This is a genomic window from Micromonospora ureilytica, assembly GCF_015751765.1.
GTDB classification, from domain to species: domain Bacteria; phylum Actinomycetota; class Actinomycetes; order Mycobacteriales; family Micromonosporaceae; genus Micromonospora; species Micromonospora ureilytica.
Genome location: NZ_JADOTX010000001.1, coordinates 3,688,852 through 3,704,536, shown reverse-complemented (window position 1 = coordinate 3,704,536; position 15,685 = coordinate 3,688,852). Strand labels below are relative to the sequence as shown.

Sequence of the window (15,685 nt, the reverse complement as noted above, 5' to 3'; positions counted from 1 at the left end):
CTTCCGCCGTCAGTCAGTGAAGATCGACTTTTTCTGGTTCTCGATGGACGAGGTCAGCCCGCCGATGTCCTTGGGGTTCTTGATGAACTGCTGGAGCGCCGGAATGATCACCGTCGAGGCGAAGTCCGGCCGGGTGTCCCGGTCGAGGAACTGGGCGATCTCGGTGGCCGAGCCGACCAGTTCGGCGGCCTTCTTCTGCAGGGCGGTGTAGCCGCTGACGTCGGCGCTGCCGTTGGCGACGAGGGTGGTGGGGTCGCTCTTGACCGTGATGTCTCCGGCGTCCTTGCCGCCGAAGTACTCCATCAGCTTGCGCGCGTTGTCCTCGTTCTTGGGCTTGCGGGCCATCATGTAGCCGTCGATCGGAGCGTCCAGCGCCTTGGCGCCGATGGCCGGGTCGATCTCGGGGAAGGTGAAGAAGTCGAGGTCGCTCTGCTCCTCGTTGCTGAACTGCTGACCGACGAAGAGGCCGAGCAGGTACATGCCGCTCTTCTTCTGCTGCAACGACTGCGCGGCCTCCTGCCAGGTGCGGCCGAGGCTGTCCGGCTGGTGCAGGGGGAGCAGGCCGGCCCAGGTGTCGAAGACCTTCTTGACCTTGTCGGAGGTCCAGGCCTCCTTGCCGGCCATCAGGTCGATGTGGAACTGGTAGCCGTTTATCCGCAGGTTGAGGATGTCGAAGGTGCCCATCGCCGGCCAACCGTCCTTGTCGGCGAAGGCGATGGGGGTGAGGCCGTCCCTCTTCATCTGCGCGCCGAGCGCGGTGAACTGGTCCAGGGTCGTGGGCACCTGGTAGCCGTGCTGCTGCCACACCGACTTGCGGTAGAAGACCGCCCACGGGTAGTAGGACGCCGGTACGAAGTACTGTTTGCCGTCGTCGCCGGTGGATGCCTTCTTGAAGGCGTCGGAGTAGCCGGAGAGCTTGCCCCACACGTCGCTGATGTCACTCGCGAGGCCCTTTTGCGCGAAGAAGCGCATCCGGTAGCCGGCGAACCAGGTGAACACGTCGTCCGGCTTGCCCTGTAGGTAATTGTTGATGTTCTCCTGGAACGTGTTGTGGTCGACCGTATTGATAGCGACCTGCACGCCGGACGACGTCTTGAACCCGTCGGTGACCTTGACGAGGACGTCCTTCGGCTTCGGGTCGGACTGGTTCGAGCCGAGCGACACGTCCTTGCTGGACCCGCCGGAGCTGGAGTCGTCGCCGCAGCCGGCGAGGAGTCCGGTGCCGAGCAGCGCGCCCGTGCCGGCCGCGCCGGCCAGCAACGACCGTCGGTTGATGCCGGCGACTGAGGGCGGTACGAGCCGAGCCAGGTACTCGGCTTGGGATTGGGGACGGGACATCTGTGCCTCCTGCGAATGAGAAGGAGCTACGCCCAAGGGCCATCGGGGTGGTGAAGGCAGGTCCGGCGCCGTGATCACACTCTGAGATCCACCGAGAACCCACATTGACGAACACGAACGGCCAGTGGGGCCTCAAGTTACTCCGCGGTCGGGCGCTGTCAAGGGGGCAGTTCGCCTCTGGTAACCCAGTCGTGACACGGCCGTTACCTGGAATGCGTTGCAAAGAACGTCGATGTTGGAACCTGTTGACTTCAGTGGACCAGCGGGTGCACGCTCAGCTGTCATGTGGCGATGGCAGGGTGACAGCATCTATTTCGGCGGCGACTACAACCCCGAGCAGTGGCCCGAGGAAACCTGGTCCGAGGACGTCGAGCTGATGCGCCGAGCCGGGGTCAACCTGGTCTCGGTCGGCATCTTCTCCTGGGCCCTGCTGGAGCCCACCCCGGGCCGATTCGAGTTCGGTTGGCTGGACCGGGTGCTCGACCTCCTGCACGACGGCGGGATCCAGGTCGACCTGGCCACCGCCACGGCCAGCCCGCCACCATGGCTGGCCAGGGCGCACCCGGAGACGTTGCCCCGTCGCGACGACGGCACGATCCTCTGGCCGGGCGGCCGGCAGGCGTACTGCCCCAGCTCGCCCATCTTCCGCGAACGATCACTGGAGTTGGTGCGGGCGGTCGCCGGCCGGTACGCCGAACACCCGGCCGTGGTGATGTGGCACGTCTCCAACGAACTGGGCTGCCACAACGCGCATTGCTACTGCGACGTCAGCGCCGAGGCGTTCCGCGGCTGGCTGCGCGAGCGCTACGGCGACCTGGACCGGCTCAACGACGCCTGGGGTACCGCGTTCTGGAGTCAGCGCTACGGCGACTGGGCCGAGATCAACCCACCCCGCACGGTGACGGCCTTCGCCAACCCCACGCAGCAGTTGGACTTCCAGCGCTTCTCCTCCGACGAGCTGCGCGCCCAACTGCGCGCCGAACGCGAGGTCCTGAGAACACTCGTCCGGCAGCCGATCACCACCAACTTCATGATCGGCATGGGCGTCAAGCACATGGACTACCACTCCTGGGCGTCCGACGTGGACCTGGTCTCTAACGACCACTACCTGACCGTCGCCGACCCGCAGGCGCACCTCGGTCTGTCGCTCGCGGCCGACCACACCCGGGGCGTCGCCGGCGGCGATCCGTGGCTGCTGATGGAGCACTCCACGAGCGCCGTCCAATGGCAGCCGCGCAACGTGGCCAAGCTGCCCGGTCAACTACGCCGCAACAGCCTCGCGCACGTCGCCCGCGGCGCCGACGGGGTGCTCTTCTTCCAGTGGCGTGCCTCCCGGGCCGGTGCGGAGAAGTTCCACTCCGCGCTGGTGCCGCACGCTGGACCGGACACCAAGGTGTTCCGCGAGATCTGCCAGCTCGGCGCGGACCTCAAGGCCCTCGCGGAGGTACGCGGAAGTCGGGTGGACGCCGACGTGGCGATCCTGTTCGACTGGGAGGCGTGGTGGGGCGTCGAGTTGGATTCGCACCCCAGCGTCGACGTCACCTACGCCGACCGGCTGAACGCCCTGTACGGCTCGCTCTGGCGGGCCGGCGTCACCGCCGACATCGTTCACCCGTCGACCGACCTCAGCGGCTACCGGCTGGTGCTGGTGCCGACCCTCTACCTGGTCCGGGACGCCGACGTCGACGCGCTGCACAGGTACGTCGAGTCCGGCGGCACGGTGGCCGTCACCTACTTCAGCGGCATCGTCGACGCCAACGACCACATCCGGCTGGGCGGCTACCCGGGCGCGTTCCGGGAGTTGCTCGGCGTCCGGACCGAGGAGTTCTTCCCGCTGCGCGAGGGCGAGCAGGTCCACCTCGACGACGGCGGCACCGCCGACGTGTGGACCGAGTGGCTGCACCCCGACGGCGCCGAGGTGCTGGCGTCGTACACCGATGGGCCCTTGCCGGGTGTGCCGGCGCTGACCCGGCACCGGGTCGGCGACGGCGCCGCCTGGTACGTAGGCACCCGGCTGGACGAGCCGGCCACCGACCGGCTGGTCGCCCGGCTCGTCGACGAGGCCGGCGTCCGTCCGCCGGCGCCGGCGCCGTCCGGTGTGGAGGTGGTACGCCGGCGCGACGGCGAGCGGACCTGGCTCTTCATCATCAACCACACCGAGGCGGAGGTGCGACTTCCGGCAGCCGGCGTCGAGTTGTTGACCGGGGCGCGGTGTGCCGGTGAGCTGACGGTGCCGGCCGGTGAGGTGGCAGTCGTCCGTGAGGATCGGACCTGATCCGCACGACAGTCACGGCGCGAAGGAGGTTCCCCACATGCTCGCCCAGCAGCGGCAGACCGCCATCCTCGATCTGATCCGCCAACGTGGCGGGGTGCGGGTGAGTCACCTGGTCAGCCGGTTCGGCGTGTCCGACATGACGATCCGACGCGACCTGGAGGTATTGGCCGAGCGCGGCCTGGTCGACAAGGTGCACGGCGGCGCGACCCTCGCCGGGCCCGGCTCGGCCGAGGAACCCGGCTTCGCGGCGAAGTCGATCCGCCAGCAGGCGGAGAAGCGAGCCATCGCCGAGCGGGCGGCGACGATGGTGGAGCCGGGGATGGCCATCGCGCTCTCCGCCGGCACCACCACCGCCGCGCTGGCCACGCTCCTCTCCGACGTACGTGGGCTGACAGTGGTGACCAACTCGATCCCGGTGGCCGACGCGCTCTACCAGAACCCGCGCGCCGACCAGACCGTCGTGTTGACCGGCGGCATCCGCACCCCGTCGGACGCGTTGACCGGGCCGGTGGCCGAGGCGGCGATCAGCGCGCTCAACGTCGACCTGCTGTTCCTCGGTGTGCACGGCCTCAGCCCACGGACCGGCTTCACCACACCCAACCTGCTGGAGGCCGGGGTCAACCGCTGCCTCATCGGCGCGGCCCGCCGGCTCGTGGTGCTCGCCGACCACACCAAGTGGGAGACGATAGGCATCGCCACCATCGCCCCGCTGGAGGCCGCCGACGTGCTGATAACCGACGTCGGGCTGCCGCCCGAGGCCCGCACCACGATCGCCGAACAGGTCGGCGAGCTGGTCATCGTGGAACCTGACTGAGCTCTGCCCCGCGCTCTGCCCCGCGCTCTGCCCCGCGCTCTGCCCCGCGCCGATCTTGCACTTTGTGTCGTCGTGACGCGTGGAATGTCCTGTAAGTCGCGACAGAATGTGCAAGATCGCGGAGGGCGTTGGGCTGGCCCCCACTAGGGGCTGTCGGTGGGGAGACAGGTGCCGACGTGGTCGGCCTTCCTCGCGCAGCGGCGGCGATCGGGCATGATCCGGTCGCAGAAAACCCAATGTCGTACGTGCTGCGCGTCCTCGGCCGACACCGTGATGCCGGCGACGTCGACCTGTGGCGTCGAGGTCAGCGACTGGGCGAGAGTACGTGCCAGATCCAACGCCCCGGCCAGGTCGGGCACCGCCACCGGCAGATGGATAACGTGTCGGGGCGGCGGTTCGGTCGACTCGGTGAACGCCAGCACGGCGGCCCGAGGTAGCGGCACGAAGATCCCGCCGAGCGGCTCGTACGGCGGGATCACGGCCGACGCCTCTCGGACCAGGCACTCTGCCGGACACGCAGCGCCCGCTTCATCCGGGCGTTCTCCTCACTGAGCTGGGCCAGGTCGTGGTGCAGCGCGGTCAGGTCGAGCGCGACGCGGTGCAGAAAGCGTCGTACCTCTGCGGGGTTCAGGCCCCGTCGGCCGAAGCCGACGGTGGCGAACTGCCGGTCGCGGACGTGCCGCGGATGCAGCCCGCCGCCGTCGTAGAGCGTGCCTCTGGGCATCGGTCACCTCTCGTCGTCGCTCGATGGGTGAGTCAGGGTCGCGAGGGCGCCCATTTTCGTGGTAGGTATTCGTCCAAGTCGGTTCGGAGCCGGGATTCGCACATCCCGACGCTCTAGTTGAGACCCGACGAGAGCCGGTATGGGCCTGCCACTCGCGAGGCCGTCTCTCGTCACCTTCTCGGCTGTTGGCACAGCCGCGGTTGCCGTGTTTGCACCGGGCGTCCCCGGGGGCCGGCGATCACCTCACCCGAAGGCCACGTTTCCAGTGACTCTGAGCTGGAGCAATGGTTCCTACGCGGACGTCGCCAACATATTGAGAGGTGGACCATGCCGCACAAGCCGTTCATCCGGACCCTGCGCGCGCAATGGCTGGGTCAGCAATTGCGGACCCTGCGGGAGGAGCGGGGGATGACGTTGAAGTTGGTCGCAGAGCATCTGCAACGAGACATGTCCGCGCTTGGTCGGTACGAACGCGCGGACTGGCCGATTCGCAAGGGTGATGTGATCTCGCTGCTGGATCTCTACGGATTTCACCACGCTGCCGAGCGGGCCCGCCTCCTGGCGCTTGCCGAGGAGGTGTGGCGCACCGACCGGTGGGACGAGGACTACGGCGACGTCGTGGACGCCTCCTTCATCGAATATCCCTGGCTGGAAGGTCGCGCGGAGCAGGTCTGCTGCTTCCACCTCACCCTGGTTCCGGGGTTGCTTCAGACCCGGGAGTACGCCGAGGCCGTGATTCGTAACGCGGCAGAACCGGGAGTTACCGAGGGCACGATCAAGCGCTGGGTCGAGCTTCGGATGACCCGTCAGGAGGTCCTGAGGCGACGCCGCCCACTCATGATTTCTGCGGTGATCGACGAAGCTGCGCTGCGTCGAATGGTCGGTGGGCCGGAGGTGCGGGGGCGACAACTACACCACTTGGTGCAGGCGCAGCGAATGAGCAACGTGGCAATCAGAGTCATGCCGTTCGGCGCGGCCCTGCATCAGGGGCTCGACGGCACGTTCTGGATATTTCGTCTGCCAGAGCCGTATCCTGCGGTGGCCTACGTGGAGTCTTTGGGAGGGCGCCTCTACCTGGAGTCGCCGAAGGCTGAGCGCTTTGTTCGTGCCTATGGTCGTCTGCTGGACTCTGCGCTCAGCGAGAGCGAGTCAACGAAGTTGATCACGAGCATCGCGGAGGAACCGTCATGAGCGAGAGCATGCCCGATGTCGCCTGGCACATCAGCACCAAGAGCGACAGCAACGGTGGTAGCTGTGTCGAGGCGGGGCCGGTCCTGGATGGTTCCGGCCGAGTGGCGGTGCGCGACAGCAAGGATCGCGCGGCGGCGACCCTCGTCTACCCGGCGGGCGGCTGGATGGCCTTCGTCAACGGGGTGAAGGGCGGCGATTTCGCGCCCTGATCCGTGATCGACTCGAGTTGCTGAAAGTCGGGGTGTCACCGCGACCAGGACACCCCGACTTCCCTGAGTGCGAGTCGATCACCTCCGCTGGTGCCACCTTTCGGCAGGCGGCAGGCGGCAGGCGGCAGCGCGGAAGCTCGGCCTTGGCCGCGCTCGACGCCCGCGCCGCCGTCGACGATCTGACCAGTCGCCGGTCCGGTGTGCTGCACAGCGTAAGGCGCTGCATGGCGAAGGCCGAACGCCTGATTCGTTTGCGACATCAGCTCCAAAGGCTCACCGACTCACATCCGCCCCCCGCTGACGGTGAACGGGCGGCGGCATCGGCCGGCCAAGTGGATCAAGCGCCGCCAGCGACACGCGCCGGTCGCTCGGCGCTTCACAGCCACCTCACAGGGGTGCTGGATAGGGTGCCGTTCGAGTCAACGTCCGACTCCAGCCTGGAGCGGTCGGCGTCGCACAGGAGTATCGATGGTCTTCAAGAAGATGTTGAGCGCGTTCGGCGTGGGCGGTCCCAGCGTGGACACCGTGCTGACCAACCCCAACACCCGCCCCGGCCTGACCCTCGACGGGCAGGTCAACCTCGTCGGCGGCGACGCTGAGGCAGCCATCGAGCAGGTGGTGATCGGCCTGGTCACCCGGGTCGAGGTCGAGGGACACGACACCGAGTACGCGGGCACGATGGAGTTCCACCGCATGGTGGTCAGCGGTCCGCTCCAGCTCGCCCCGAAGCAGCAGCTCTCGATCCCGTTCGAGCTGCCGGTGCCGTGGGAGACCCCGATCACCGACGTGTACGGCCAGCGCCTGCACGGCATGACGATGGGTCTGCGCACCGAGTTGGCGATCGCCCGCGCGGTCGACAAGAGCGACCTGGACCAGGTGGCGGTGCACCCGCTGCCGGTGCACGAGCGGATCCTGGAAGCGTTCCAGCGACTCGGCTTCCGGTTCAAGCACGCCGACCTGGAGCGTGGTCACATCCGGGGCGTGCAGCAGACGCTGCCGTTCTACCAGGAGATCGAGTTCTTTGCCTCCCCGCAGTACGCGAGCACGATCCGGGAGGTCGAGCTGACCTTCGTGACCAGCCAGCGTGGTGTGGAGGTCATCCTGGAGTGCGACAAGCGCGGCGGGTTCCTCAGCGCCGGGCACGACGCCTTCGGTCGCTTCCAGGTGTCGCACACCGACGTTGACCGGGTGGACTGGGCGCAGGTCGTCGACGGCTGGCTGCGCGAGACCACGACCCGCTACGGCAGCCTGCGCTCGCAGTACGGCGCGAGCCACGGGCACGGACACAGCCGCGGGCACGGCATGGGCGGCATGGTGGCCGGGGCGGCGCTCGGCGTCGCGGGCGGCATGGTCGCCGGCGAGATGATCGAGGACGCGTTCGAGGGCGACTTCGGCGACTTCGGCGGCGAAGAGTAGCCGGTCCCCAAACGACGACAGTGGCCTCCGGGAGTCCTCCCGGAGGCCACTGTCCTACGCGTGACGCGTCAGTGCTTGTTGCGTTCCCTGCCGGACCGGCGCGCGGAGCCAGCCTTCGACAGACCACGGCTGACCAGGTAACCACCGGTCAGGATGGTCAGGAACAGCCACGCCTGGTTCGGGTTGTTGATGTTCAACCCGTTGGCCGTGGTGCCCTTCCAGAACGCGGCGATCACCACGAGCGCGACCGCGGCGGCGTAGACCCAGAATTCCGTCGTCAGGAACGCCTGCTTGGTCTCCGTACCCGGCGACGGCATCGGGTCTCGATGTCCGTCCCGCATGGACGGCATCTGCTGAGTCTGCATGTCCCGCATCGACGCGGGATTCTGCGGGTCGTTCATGGGCCGGTTCATCGGCCGGGTGGAAGCAGCCTGCGTGCTCATCTGGTCCTCCTCAGGATGCGATGAGTCGTACCTGCATTCCCTCGCCCCGCTACCGCGTGTCGGCCACGGCACGGTTCGCTTTCACGGCGGGGACACCCCCCGACTACCCGAGGCCCCCGAGCAGGTAACGCCGATCGCCGGCCGGAAAAATCCGGCCGGCGATCGGGTGGTCGACGGGTCAGCGCAGCCCGTTGCGCCTTGCCACGCTCACCAGAAGATCCGGGTCGTCGGTGATGATGCCGTCGACACCGAGGTCGATGACCCGCTGCATCACCGCCGCGTCATCGACGGTGTACGGGATCACCTTCAGGTCGTACCGCGTCTGCAGGGTCCGAACGTCCGGTCCGTGGAAGTATGCCGGGTTCTCCCGCAGGTACCAGTCGGTCGAGGCGACAGTGCCCTGCTTCGGGTCGTGCACCTGCCAGTTGGCGGACACCGTGCCGGCGCCCGCGGCCCGGGTCAGCTTGCCGAGGTCCTGGTACTTCCACCAGTCCAGCCCACCGGTCCACGGGCTCTTCACCGACGGGTTGCCGTAGACCGCCTCCAGCGAGCACTCGTCGGCGAGGGTCGTGCACTCGGCCGGACCGTACTGCCAGACCAGGCCGACCGTGCCGATCCGCCGGTCGAGCTGCCGGGCGTACGTGATGGTGCGCCAGTCGAACGACTGGATGGTGGCCCGGCTGGTGAAGCCGGCCCGCTGGATCGCGTCGACGAGCTTGCGGGTGAAGCTGCGGTACGGCTCGGTGTCGTTCACCACCGGGCTGATCTTCGTCTCGATGTTCATCCCGATGTCGGTGCGGCCACTCGCCTTCACCAGGGCGAAGACCTCGTCCAGGGTCGGGATCCGGGCACCAGGCGCGGGCACCTGGGCGGGCAGCTCGGGCAGCGTCTTCGTGCCGCAGTCGACGGTCTTGAGCTGCGCCAGGGTCAGCTCGTGCACCGACTTGCCCACGTACGGGAACTTCCGGTCTCCCGGGCGCACCGGGGCGGTGTCGACGCAGTGCGACCCGTTGACGGTGCGGTCGTGCAGCACCACGAGCTTGCCGTCGGCCGTCACGTTGGTGTCCAGCTCGAGGGTGGAGATGGCCCGGTTGGACAGCGCGTTCGCGAACGCCGGCAACGTGTTCTCCGGCCGGGTGGCCCGACCGCCCCGGTGCGCCTGGATGTCGAACGGCGCGGAGTACGCCTTCGGCAGCCGGTAACCGCGCTGCGCCAGCAGGCCGCGCAACCGGTCCGGATAGTCGGTGATCATGCCGTCCACACCGTCGTCGATCAGCTTGGCCATGGTCGGCACGTCGTCGACAGTCCACGGGATCACCTTGATCCCGTAGCGGTGCGCCTGGGCGACCATCTCCTTCGTGACGTACGGCTTGTAGCCGGGGTCGATGACCGTGCCGTTCTGCGGCATCCCGTGCACCGGCGAGAAGGCGCTGGCGCCGAAGCTGCGGATCGCCTTGATCGGGTCGCCACCGAAGTCGTCGATGTCCAGCCCGCCCAGCCACGGCGACTTACCCGGCTGGCCGGTCTGCAGGAAGTCGTAGTTGGTCAGGGCGACCAGCGGCAGCTTCGGCTCGACCTGACGCATGCGCATCAACGCGCCCCAGTCGAAGCTCTGGATGGTGACCTGCTTGAGCAGCCCGGCGGCGCGGATCTCGCCCGCGGTGACCCGGACGAACTGCTCGCGAGGGGCGGTCTCGGTCGGCGCGCCGGCCTCGACCTTCGTCTCGACGTTGAGCTTCACGTCCTTCGCCCGGTAGCGGTTGACAAGCGCGAAGACCTCACGCAGCAGCGGCATCCGGGCACCCGGGACGGCGAGCTGGCCGGGCTTGTCCGACAACGTCTTGGAACCGCAGTCGAGCGAGCGCACCTGGGCCAGACTGAGCGTGTTGATGTACTTCCCGACGTACGGGAACTCCGGGTCACCGGGCGTCACCGCTGTGGTGTCGACGCACTTGGTGCCGGTCACCTTCCGATCGTGCGTGACGACGGCCTGGCCGTCCTCGGTGATCTGCACGTCCAGTTCGAGAGTGGTCACCCCGAGCTGGAGGGCGTTGCCGAAGGAGGCGAGGGTGTTCTCCACCCGCAGCCCGAGGCCGCCCCGGTGGGCCTGCACGTCGAATGTCCGGTCCGGTCGCGGCTTCGCCTGGGCGGGCACCGCGAGCCCGGTCGTCACCGTCGCGGCCACCAGGGCCGCGACGGCGGTACGGCGTACTGTGCGCACGCTGTCATCCCCTCCTGCCGGCGGGCATTTCCCACCGGTCGCCGGACAGCATGGACATCTCGGGCTGCGGGCAGGCGGCCAGCGGGCGGCGTGCCGGTGAACCGCCGTGGACGACCTCCCGGTCCCGCCGGGTTTGGTCGGCCGGTGGTCGGGCACGCAGTCAGTTCCACAGCTTCTGCGAGGTGATGGACGTGCGTGAGGACGACATGCGGCAGGACGCCGCCCGCGAGGCCGAGGATCGGATCGCCGGCGGCGTGTACGGCAAGGGCGCCCTCGACGAGGTGACGGTGCCCCGCACGGATGTGGAGAGCCAGATCCAGCGCGAGGATCCGTTCGATCCCGCGAAGGAACGGATCGACCCACAGGTGCTGCGCGACGGTGGCCCGGTGGGCGGGCAGGGCGCGGTGACCACCACCGGTGGCACCGCCGGGCCGGCGAGCGTACGCCGGGTGGCCCGACAGCCGGAGCGGCACCGGGGCACTGTCGCACCGACCACGACCGGCGATGCCACCACTGGCGGCCTCAGCACCCCGATGGGCGGTGGCACCAGCGACCAGTCCACCTCAGCAACCGGCCCAGCAAAGTCCATCAGGGAGCGATCCCCAAACGACTAACCCCACCCGCCCCTAGGCGGCGTGATCATGAGGTTGACGTGGCTGTGGAAGATCACAGTCCACGTCAACCTCATGATCGACTCAGAGGGTGGGTCAGCTCGCGGGGCGGAGGACGCCGAGGCGTTGGGTGGCGCGGGTGAGGGCCACGTACAGGTCGCTGCGCCCGCGCGGCGACTCGGCCACCATCCGGTCCGGGTCGACCACCAGCACCGAGTCGAACTCCAACCCCTTGGCCTGCGCGACTGTCAACACCACCACCCGGCTCTCCAGCTCCGGATGCTCGCCGACGGCGGCCTCGGGCAGGGCGGCGGTCACCGCAGCGCCCAACTCGCCCACCAGGCCGGCCGGCACGAGCACCCCGAGCCGGCCCTCGGTCAGCCCGGCCGCCTCCCGGGTGGCCTCGGCGACCAGCTCCGCCGCCAACCGCCCGTCGGGCACCGTCCGGTCCCACGGGGGTACGCCGCTCTCCCGCACCGAGCGCGGAGGCCGCAGCGCCGGGTCGATCTCGGCCAGTACGTCGGCGGCGACCGCCATGATCTCGGCGGGAGTGCGGTAGCTGACGGTCAGCTCGGTGAGCCGCCACCGCTGCTCGACGTACGGGGCGAGGGCGTCCGCCCAGGAGGGCGTGCCGCTGAGCGCGCCGGTCTGTGCCACATCCCCGACGATCGTCATCGACCGGCTCGGGCAGCGGCGCATCAGCAGCCGCCAGGCCATCGGTGACAGCTCCTGCGCCTCGTCCACGATGACGTGGCCGAACGCCCAGGTGCGGTCGGCGGCGGCTCGCTGCGCGGTGGTCAGCCGGTCGGCTTCCTCCTGCCGTTCCAGCAGCCGATCCGCGTCGATCAGGTCGGTCACGCCGAGGATCTCACCGCCCTCGGCCTCGTCCTCGACGTCGATCGAGCGGGAACCCCTGGCGATCTCCAGCACGCCCTCGGCGTACTCCCGTTCCATCGTGCGGATGCGGTCCCGCCGGGCAGCGGCGGCACGTTCGTCCTCGCCGAGCAGCTCGGCGGCCTCGTCCAGCAGGGGGACGTCGGCCGGCGTCCAGCCACCGCGCTCGCGTCGCAGCAGCGCCCGTTCGTCCTCACTGAGCATCGGCGTGGCGGCGGCGATCCGGTCCGGGTCGGCGTACAGGTCGGCGAGCAGCCGCTGCGGGGTGAGCACCGGCCACAAGCGGTCGAGGGCCGCCTGGATCTCCGACTCCTCGCGCAACTCCCGGCGGATCTCGGCCCGGTCCGCCTCGTCGAGGAGGTTGTCCCCGCCGAGCGGGTCGGCGCCGATGCGTTCGGCCACCTGGTCGGCGAGCGCGTGCACGATCTCCACGTCGAACAGCGCGCGGGCCAGGTTGTGCGGTCGGTCGGCGCGGCGGACCCGGTCCCGGGCGGCGCGCACGATCTCCGGGTCGAGGGTCAGCGTCTCCCGCTCGACCTCGATCTCCAACGGCTCGTCCGGCACCCACTGCCGGTCCCGTACGGCCAGCGCCAACACCTCGGCCAGCACCGCCCGGCCCTTGAGCGCCGCGGTCTCGGCCGGCTCGGCCCGTTGGGCGCTCACCCCGGGAAATAGATCACCCTGGGTACGCAGCAGCACGCCGGTCTCGGCAAGCGTCGGCAGCACCTGGGAGATGTAGCGCAGGAAGGTCGCGTTCGGGCCGACCAGCAGCACGCCACGGCTGGAGAGTTCGCGACGGTGTGTGTAGAGCAGGTACGCCGCCCGGTGCAGCGCGACAGCGGTCTTGCCGGTGCCGGGGCCGCCCTGGACGACCATGACGCCCGGGAGTTCCGCGCGGATGACCTCGTCCTGTTCGGCCTGGATCGTCTCGACGATGTCGCGCATCCGGCCGGTACGCCCCGCGTTGAGCGCGGCGAGCAGCGACGCCTCACCGGTCAGCTCCTCGTGGGCGCCGGGGGAGGCGGTGTCGATGTCCAACACCTCGTCGTTGAGCCCGGTCACCTTGCGCTGCCGGGTGCGCAGGTGCCGGCGACGGCGTACGCCCTGCGGGTTGGCGGCGGTGGCGAGGTAGAACGGGCGGGCGGCGGGGGCCCGCCAGTCCATCAGCAGCGGGTCGTAGTCACCTGTGGTGTCGAAGATGCCGATCCGGCCGATGTAGCGGCGGGAGTCGTCGTCTCCGTCGAGACGGCCGAAGCAGAGCCCGTTCTCCACGGCGGAGAACTGTTCGACCTGATCGGCGTACATCGCTACCGAGCTGTCGCGCTGCGAGCGGTCCTGGAGGGTGCCGCCGGTGTTGTGCAGCTCGGCGGTGAGCCGGTGGGCGGCCTGGTCACGCAGCTCGTCCAGCCGGTTGTAGAGCATCGAGACGTACTCCTGCTCGCGACCGATCTCGTCGTCGAGCGGCAATTCACCGGAACCGCCGGAGTGCCTTGACAAGCCGTCTCCCTAAAGATTAGAATCCTTTGCAGGAACGGCTTTTAGCCGTTCTTTTTTGTGCCCTTCGAACTGTTGAAGATAGCGCGTTGCGCCGGTTCTCACCAAGCCGGGCGGGCCGGCGCGCCGGTGATCGCGAGGGTGGCGGCGGATGATCCTGCGGACCGGGCAACGGGTGGTCTTCATCGGGGACAGCATCACCGATTGTGGTCGACGCGACGTCGCCGCGCCCTACGGCAGCGGATATGTGAGCCTCGTGCGCGCCCTGGTCGGCGCACGGCATCCCGAGCTGGAGCTGTCCTGGGTCAACCGGGGTGTGAGCGGCGACACGGTGCGCGACCTCGCCGCCCGCTGGGACGACGACGCCCTCGCCGAGCGCCCCGACTGGCTCGCGGTGCTGATCGGCATCAACGACATCTGGCGGCACTACGGCGACCGGCCGGATGAGGCAGTCGGCATCGAGGAGTACGAGCGCACCCTGCGTGACCTGCTGCGGCGGGCGGTTTCCGCCACCGGCTGCCGACTGATCCTGGGCGACCCGTTCTTCATCGAGGCCGACCGCGGCGTCCCGCAACGCGCCGACACCGACCGGTACGCGGCGGTCGTGGCGGGGCTGGCCGCCGAGTTCGACGCGGTGCACGTGGCCAACCAGGCGGCGTTCGACCGGGTGCTGGCCGTGAGTCCGGCGACGCGTTGGGCCGACGACCGGGTCCACCCGTACCTGCCCGGCCACGCTGTCCTCGCCGACGCGTACCTCAGCGCCCTCGGCGTCTCCTGACCCCGGGCCTGTCAGACAGCGAGGCGCCGGGCCGACCGTCAGGTCGACCCGGCGCTCACACCGCGGAGATCAGCCGCGGGCGGCCTGGTAGAGCCGCTCCGGAGTGACGGCTCCGGCGAGCACCCGGCCGTCGTCGGTGAGCAGCACGCTGAACAGTTTGCTGGTGAGGAGCCGGCCGCTGCCCCAGTCGCCACTGACCGCCGGCAGCCCGCCGAGCAGCTTCGACATGTCCATGTCCGGTGCGGAGCCGGCCGGGGGAGTAGCCGGCTTCGTGGCGGGCTTCCGGCCGACGTCGGCCCCGTCGAGGCGGCCGATGAGCACTGTCGTCCAACCGTCGCCCACCGCGCGCACCTGCGGGTCGCCCGCCGGCTCGACGTGACCGGGCTTGCCCGTCGGGCGCTCGGCCTTCTCCTCGTCGACCGTCACGCCGGGCGGCGGGTTGAAGCGGAACTGGTCGGCGTCGGGGCGGCGGTAGTCGACCTGGGTGAAGGCCACCTCGAACGCCGGCCGGTCGCTGCCCTTCGCGAGCACCTCGAAGCGCAGCGGCACGTGCTGCTTGGCGTCGATGGCGATCCGCAGCTGGTGCACCAGTGAGTCACCGTCGCGCGGCTGGAGCACCAACTCGTACGCGTCCTGGCCGGCGACGGTCGCCGACCGGCCGACGCTGACCTCGGTGCTCGGGTCGATCGCGCCCAACGCCAGGTCGGCGGCCTGCTGCGGGGTGGCCGGCAGGCTCGCCGCCGGTTCGGGGGCGGGCTTCCAGGCCCCGGCGTCGCCGCCCAGCGTCCGGTGGGTGGCGGTGTTGCTGCGGCTCTGCCACGTCCACAGGTCCCGGCCGTTGCGGATGATGTCCTGCTCGCCGAGGGTGTCCATCAGCGCGACCCGCTGCTGATCCGGCCCCGAGTACCAGACCCGCAGGGTGTGCGTGCCGGTCAGCAGGGTGGTCAGCTCGTTGCCGGGAACCAGCCCGACGAGGGGTGGCAGACCGAGATCGGCGCGTTGCACCACGGTCCCGGACAACCCCTCCAGCCGGGATGTCTGCAGGTCGACCAGGAGCTGAGCGGCGGTTCGGGGCGGCAGGCTCGGCTCGGCCTCGGCGGCGAACGTGCCGATCGCCGCACCCCCGCCGATGACGGCGACGGCCGCGGTGGCCGGGACCAGCCAACGAAGGACGGGACGGCTTCTCAGAACGGACATGGTGGCACCTCCTGCGGCCATCCTGCCCCCTCGGTGCTGTGAACGTGCTGAGGACACCGAACCGCGCCGATTGACCCGGG

Annotated in this window: 14 protein-coding genes; 7 read left to right on the top strand and 7 right to left on the bottom strand. The window is 69.4% G+C overall.

The features are described from left to right. Positions 1–9: 9 nt before the first annotated feature. Entirely contained in the window at positions 10–1,338 is a 1,329-nt protein-coding gene (locus IW248_RS16615; protein WP_196927735.1) for an ABC transporter substrate-binding protein, read from the bottom strand. Positions 1,339–1,621: 283 nt separating this feature from the next. On the opposite strand from IW248_RS16615, the gene IW248_RS16610 reads away from it, so the two are divergent. Together IW248_RS16610 and IW248_RS16605 are read left to right on the top strand one after the other, a co-directional pair. Continuing rightward, positions 1,622–3,613 (top strand): beta-galactosidase, encoded by a 1,992-nt coding sequence (locus tag IW248_RS16610; protein WP_196927734.1) that lies wholly within the window; start codon positions 1,622–1,624, stop codon positions 3,611–3,613. A 37-nt stretch (positions 3,614–3,650) separates the two neighbouring features. After that, entirely contained in the window at positions 3,651–4,427 is a 777-nt protein-coding gene (locus IW248_RS16605; RefSeq protein WP_196927733.1) for a DeoR/GlpR family DNA-binding transcription regulator, read from the top strand. A 143-nt stretch (positions 4,428–4,570) separates the two neighbouring features. Here IW248_RS16605 and IW248_RS16600 read toward each other — a convergent pair whose 3' ends face one another. Together IW248_RS16600 and IW248_RS16595 are read right to left on the bottom strand one after the other, a co-directional pair. Further along, positions 4,571–4,846, bottom strand: a complete 276-nt coding sequence (locus IW248_RS16600; protein ID WP_196930233.1) for a hypothetical protein — start codon at positions 4,844–4,846, stop codon at positions 4,571–4,573. Between the two features lie 56 nt (positions 4,847–4,902). Next, positions 4,903–5,151 (bottom strand): DivIVA domain-containing protein, encoded by a 249-nt coding sequence (locus IW248_RS16595; protein WP_196927732.1) that lies wholly within the window; start codon positions 5,149–5,151, stop codon positions 4,903–4,905. 327 nt (positions 5,152–5,478) lie between these two features. Between IW248_RS16595 and IW248_RS16590 the strand changes: the two genes are divergently transcribed. The 3 genes from IW248_RS16590 (at position 5,479) to IW248_RS16580 (ending at position 7,967) form a co-directional block, all read left to right on the top strand. After that, positions 5,479–6,342 carry a helix-turn-helix domain-containing protein gene (locus IW248_RS16590; protein ID WP_196927731.1) on the top strand — a complete coding sequence of 288 codons (864 nt, stop codon included), beginning with the start codon at positions 5,479–5,481 and terminating at the stop codon, positions 6,340–6,342. Then, on the top strand, positions 6,339–6,551 hold the full coding sequence (locus IW248_RS16585) for a DUF397 domain-containing protein (RefSeq protein WP_196927730.1): 213 nt from the start codon (positions 6,339–6,341) through the stop codon (positions 6,549–6,551). The genes IW248_RS16590 and IW248_RS16585 overlap by 4 nt, the downstream gene beginning before the upstream one ends. A gap of 468 nt (positions 6,552–7,019) precedes the next feature. Further along, complete coding sequence (locus tag IW248_RS16580; RefSeq protein ID WP_196927729.1) at positions 7,020–7,967, top strand: sporulation protein; 948 nt, start codon at positions 7,020–7,022, stop codon at positions 7,965–7,967. 68 nt (positions 7,968–8,035) lie between these two features. Here IW248_RS16580 and IW248_RS16575 read toward each other — a convergent pair whose 3' ends face one another. Both IW248_RS16575 and IW248_RS33125 read right to left on the bottom strand, forming a co-directional pair. Continuing rightward, positions 8,036–8,410, bottom strand: a complete 375-nt coding sequence (locus IW248_RS16575; protein WP_124816025.1) for a hypothetical protein — start codon at positions 8,408–8,410, stop codon at positions 8,036–8,038. A gap of 178 nt (positions 8,411–8,588) precedes the next feature. Continuing rightward, positions 8,589–10,631 (bottom strand): glycerophosphodiester phosphodiesterase family protein, encoded by a 2,043-nt coding sequence (locus tag IW248_RS33125; RefSeq protein ID WP_307788002.1) that lies wholly within the window; start codon positions 10,629–10,631, stop codon positions 8,589–8,591. 191 nt (positions 10,632–10,822) lie between these two features. Between IW248_RS33125 and IW248_RS16565 the strand changes: the two genes are divergently transcribed. After that, entirely contained in the window at positions 10,823–11,245 is a 423-nt protein-coding gene (locus IW248_RS16565) for a hypothetical protein (protein ID WP_196927728.1), read from the top strand. Positions 11,246–11,338: 93 nt separating this feature from the next. Here the strand turns inward: IW248_RS16565 and IW248_RS16560 are convergent, their stop codons facing one another. Beyond that, positions 11,339–13,633 (bottom strand): HelD family protein, encoded by a 2,295-nt coding sequence (locus IW248_RS16560; RefSeq protein WP_196927727.1) that lies wholly within the window; start codon positions 13,631–13,633, stop codon positions 11,339–11,341. A 148-nt stretch (positions 13,634–13,781) separates the two neighbouring features. On the opposite strand from IW248_RS16560, the gene IW248_RS16555 reads away from it, so the two are divergent. Continuing rightward, on the top strand, positions 13,782–14,408 hold the full coding sequence (locus IW248_RS16555) for an SGNH/GDSL hydrolase family protein (protein ID WP_196927726.1): 627 nt from the start codon (positions 13,782–13,784) through the stop codon (positions 14,406–14,408). A gap of 69 nt (positions 14,409–14,477) precedes the next feature. Here the strand turns inward: IW248_RS16555 and IW248_RS16550 are convergent, their stop codons facing one another. Then, positions 14,478–15,605, bottom strand: coding sequence for a LolA family protein (locus IW248_RS16550; protein ID WP_196927725.1), 1,128 nt, complete (start codon positions 15,603–15,605; stop codon positions 14,478–14,480). Between the last annotated feature and the right edge of the window lie 80 nt (positions 15,606–15,685).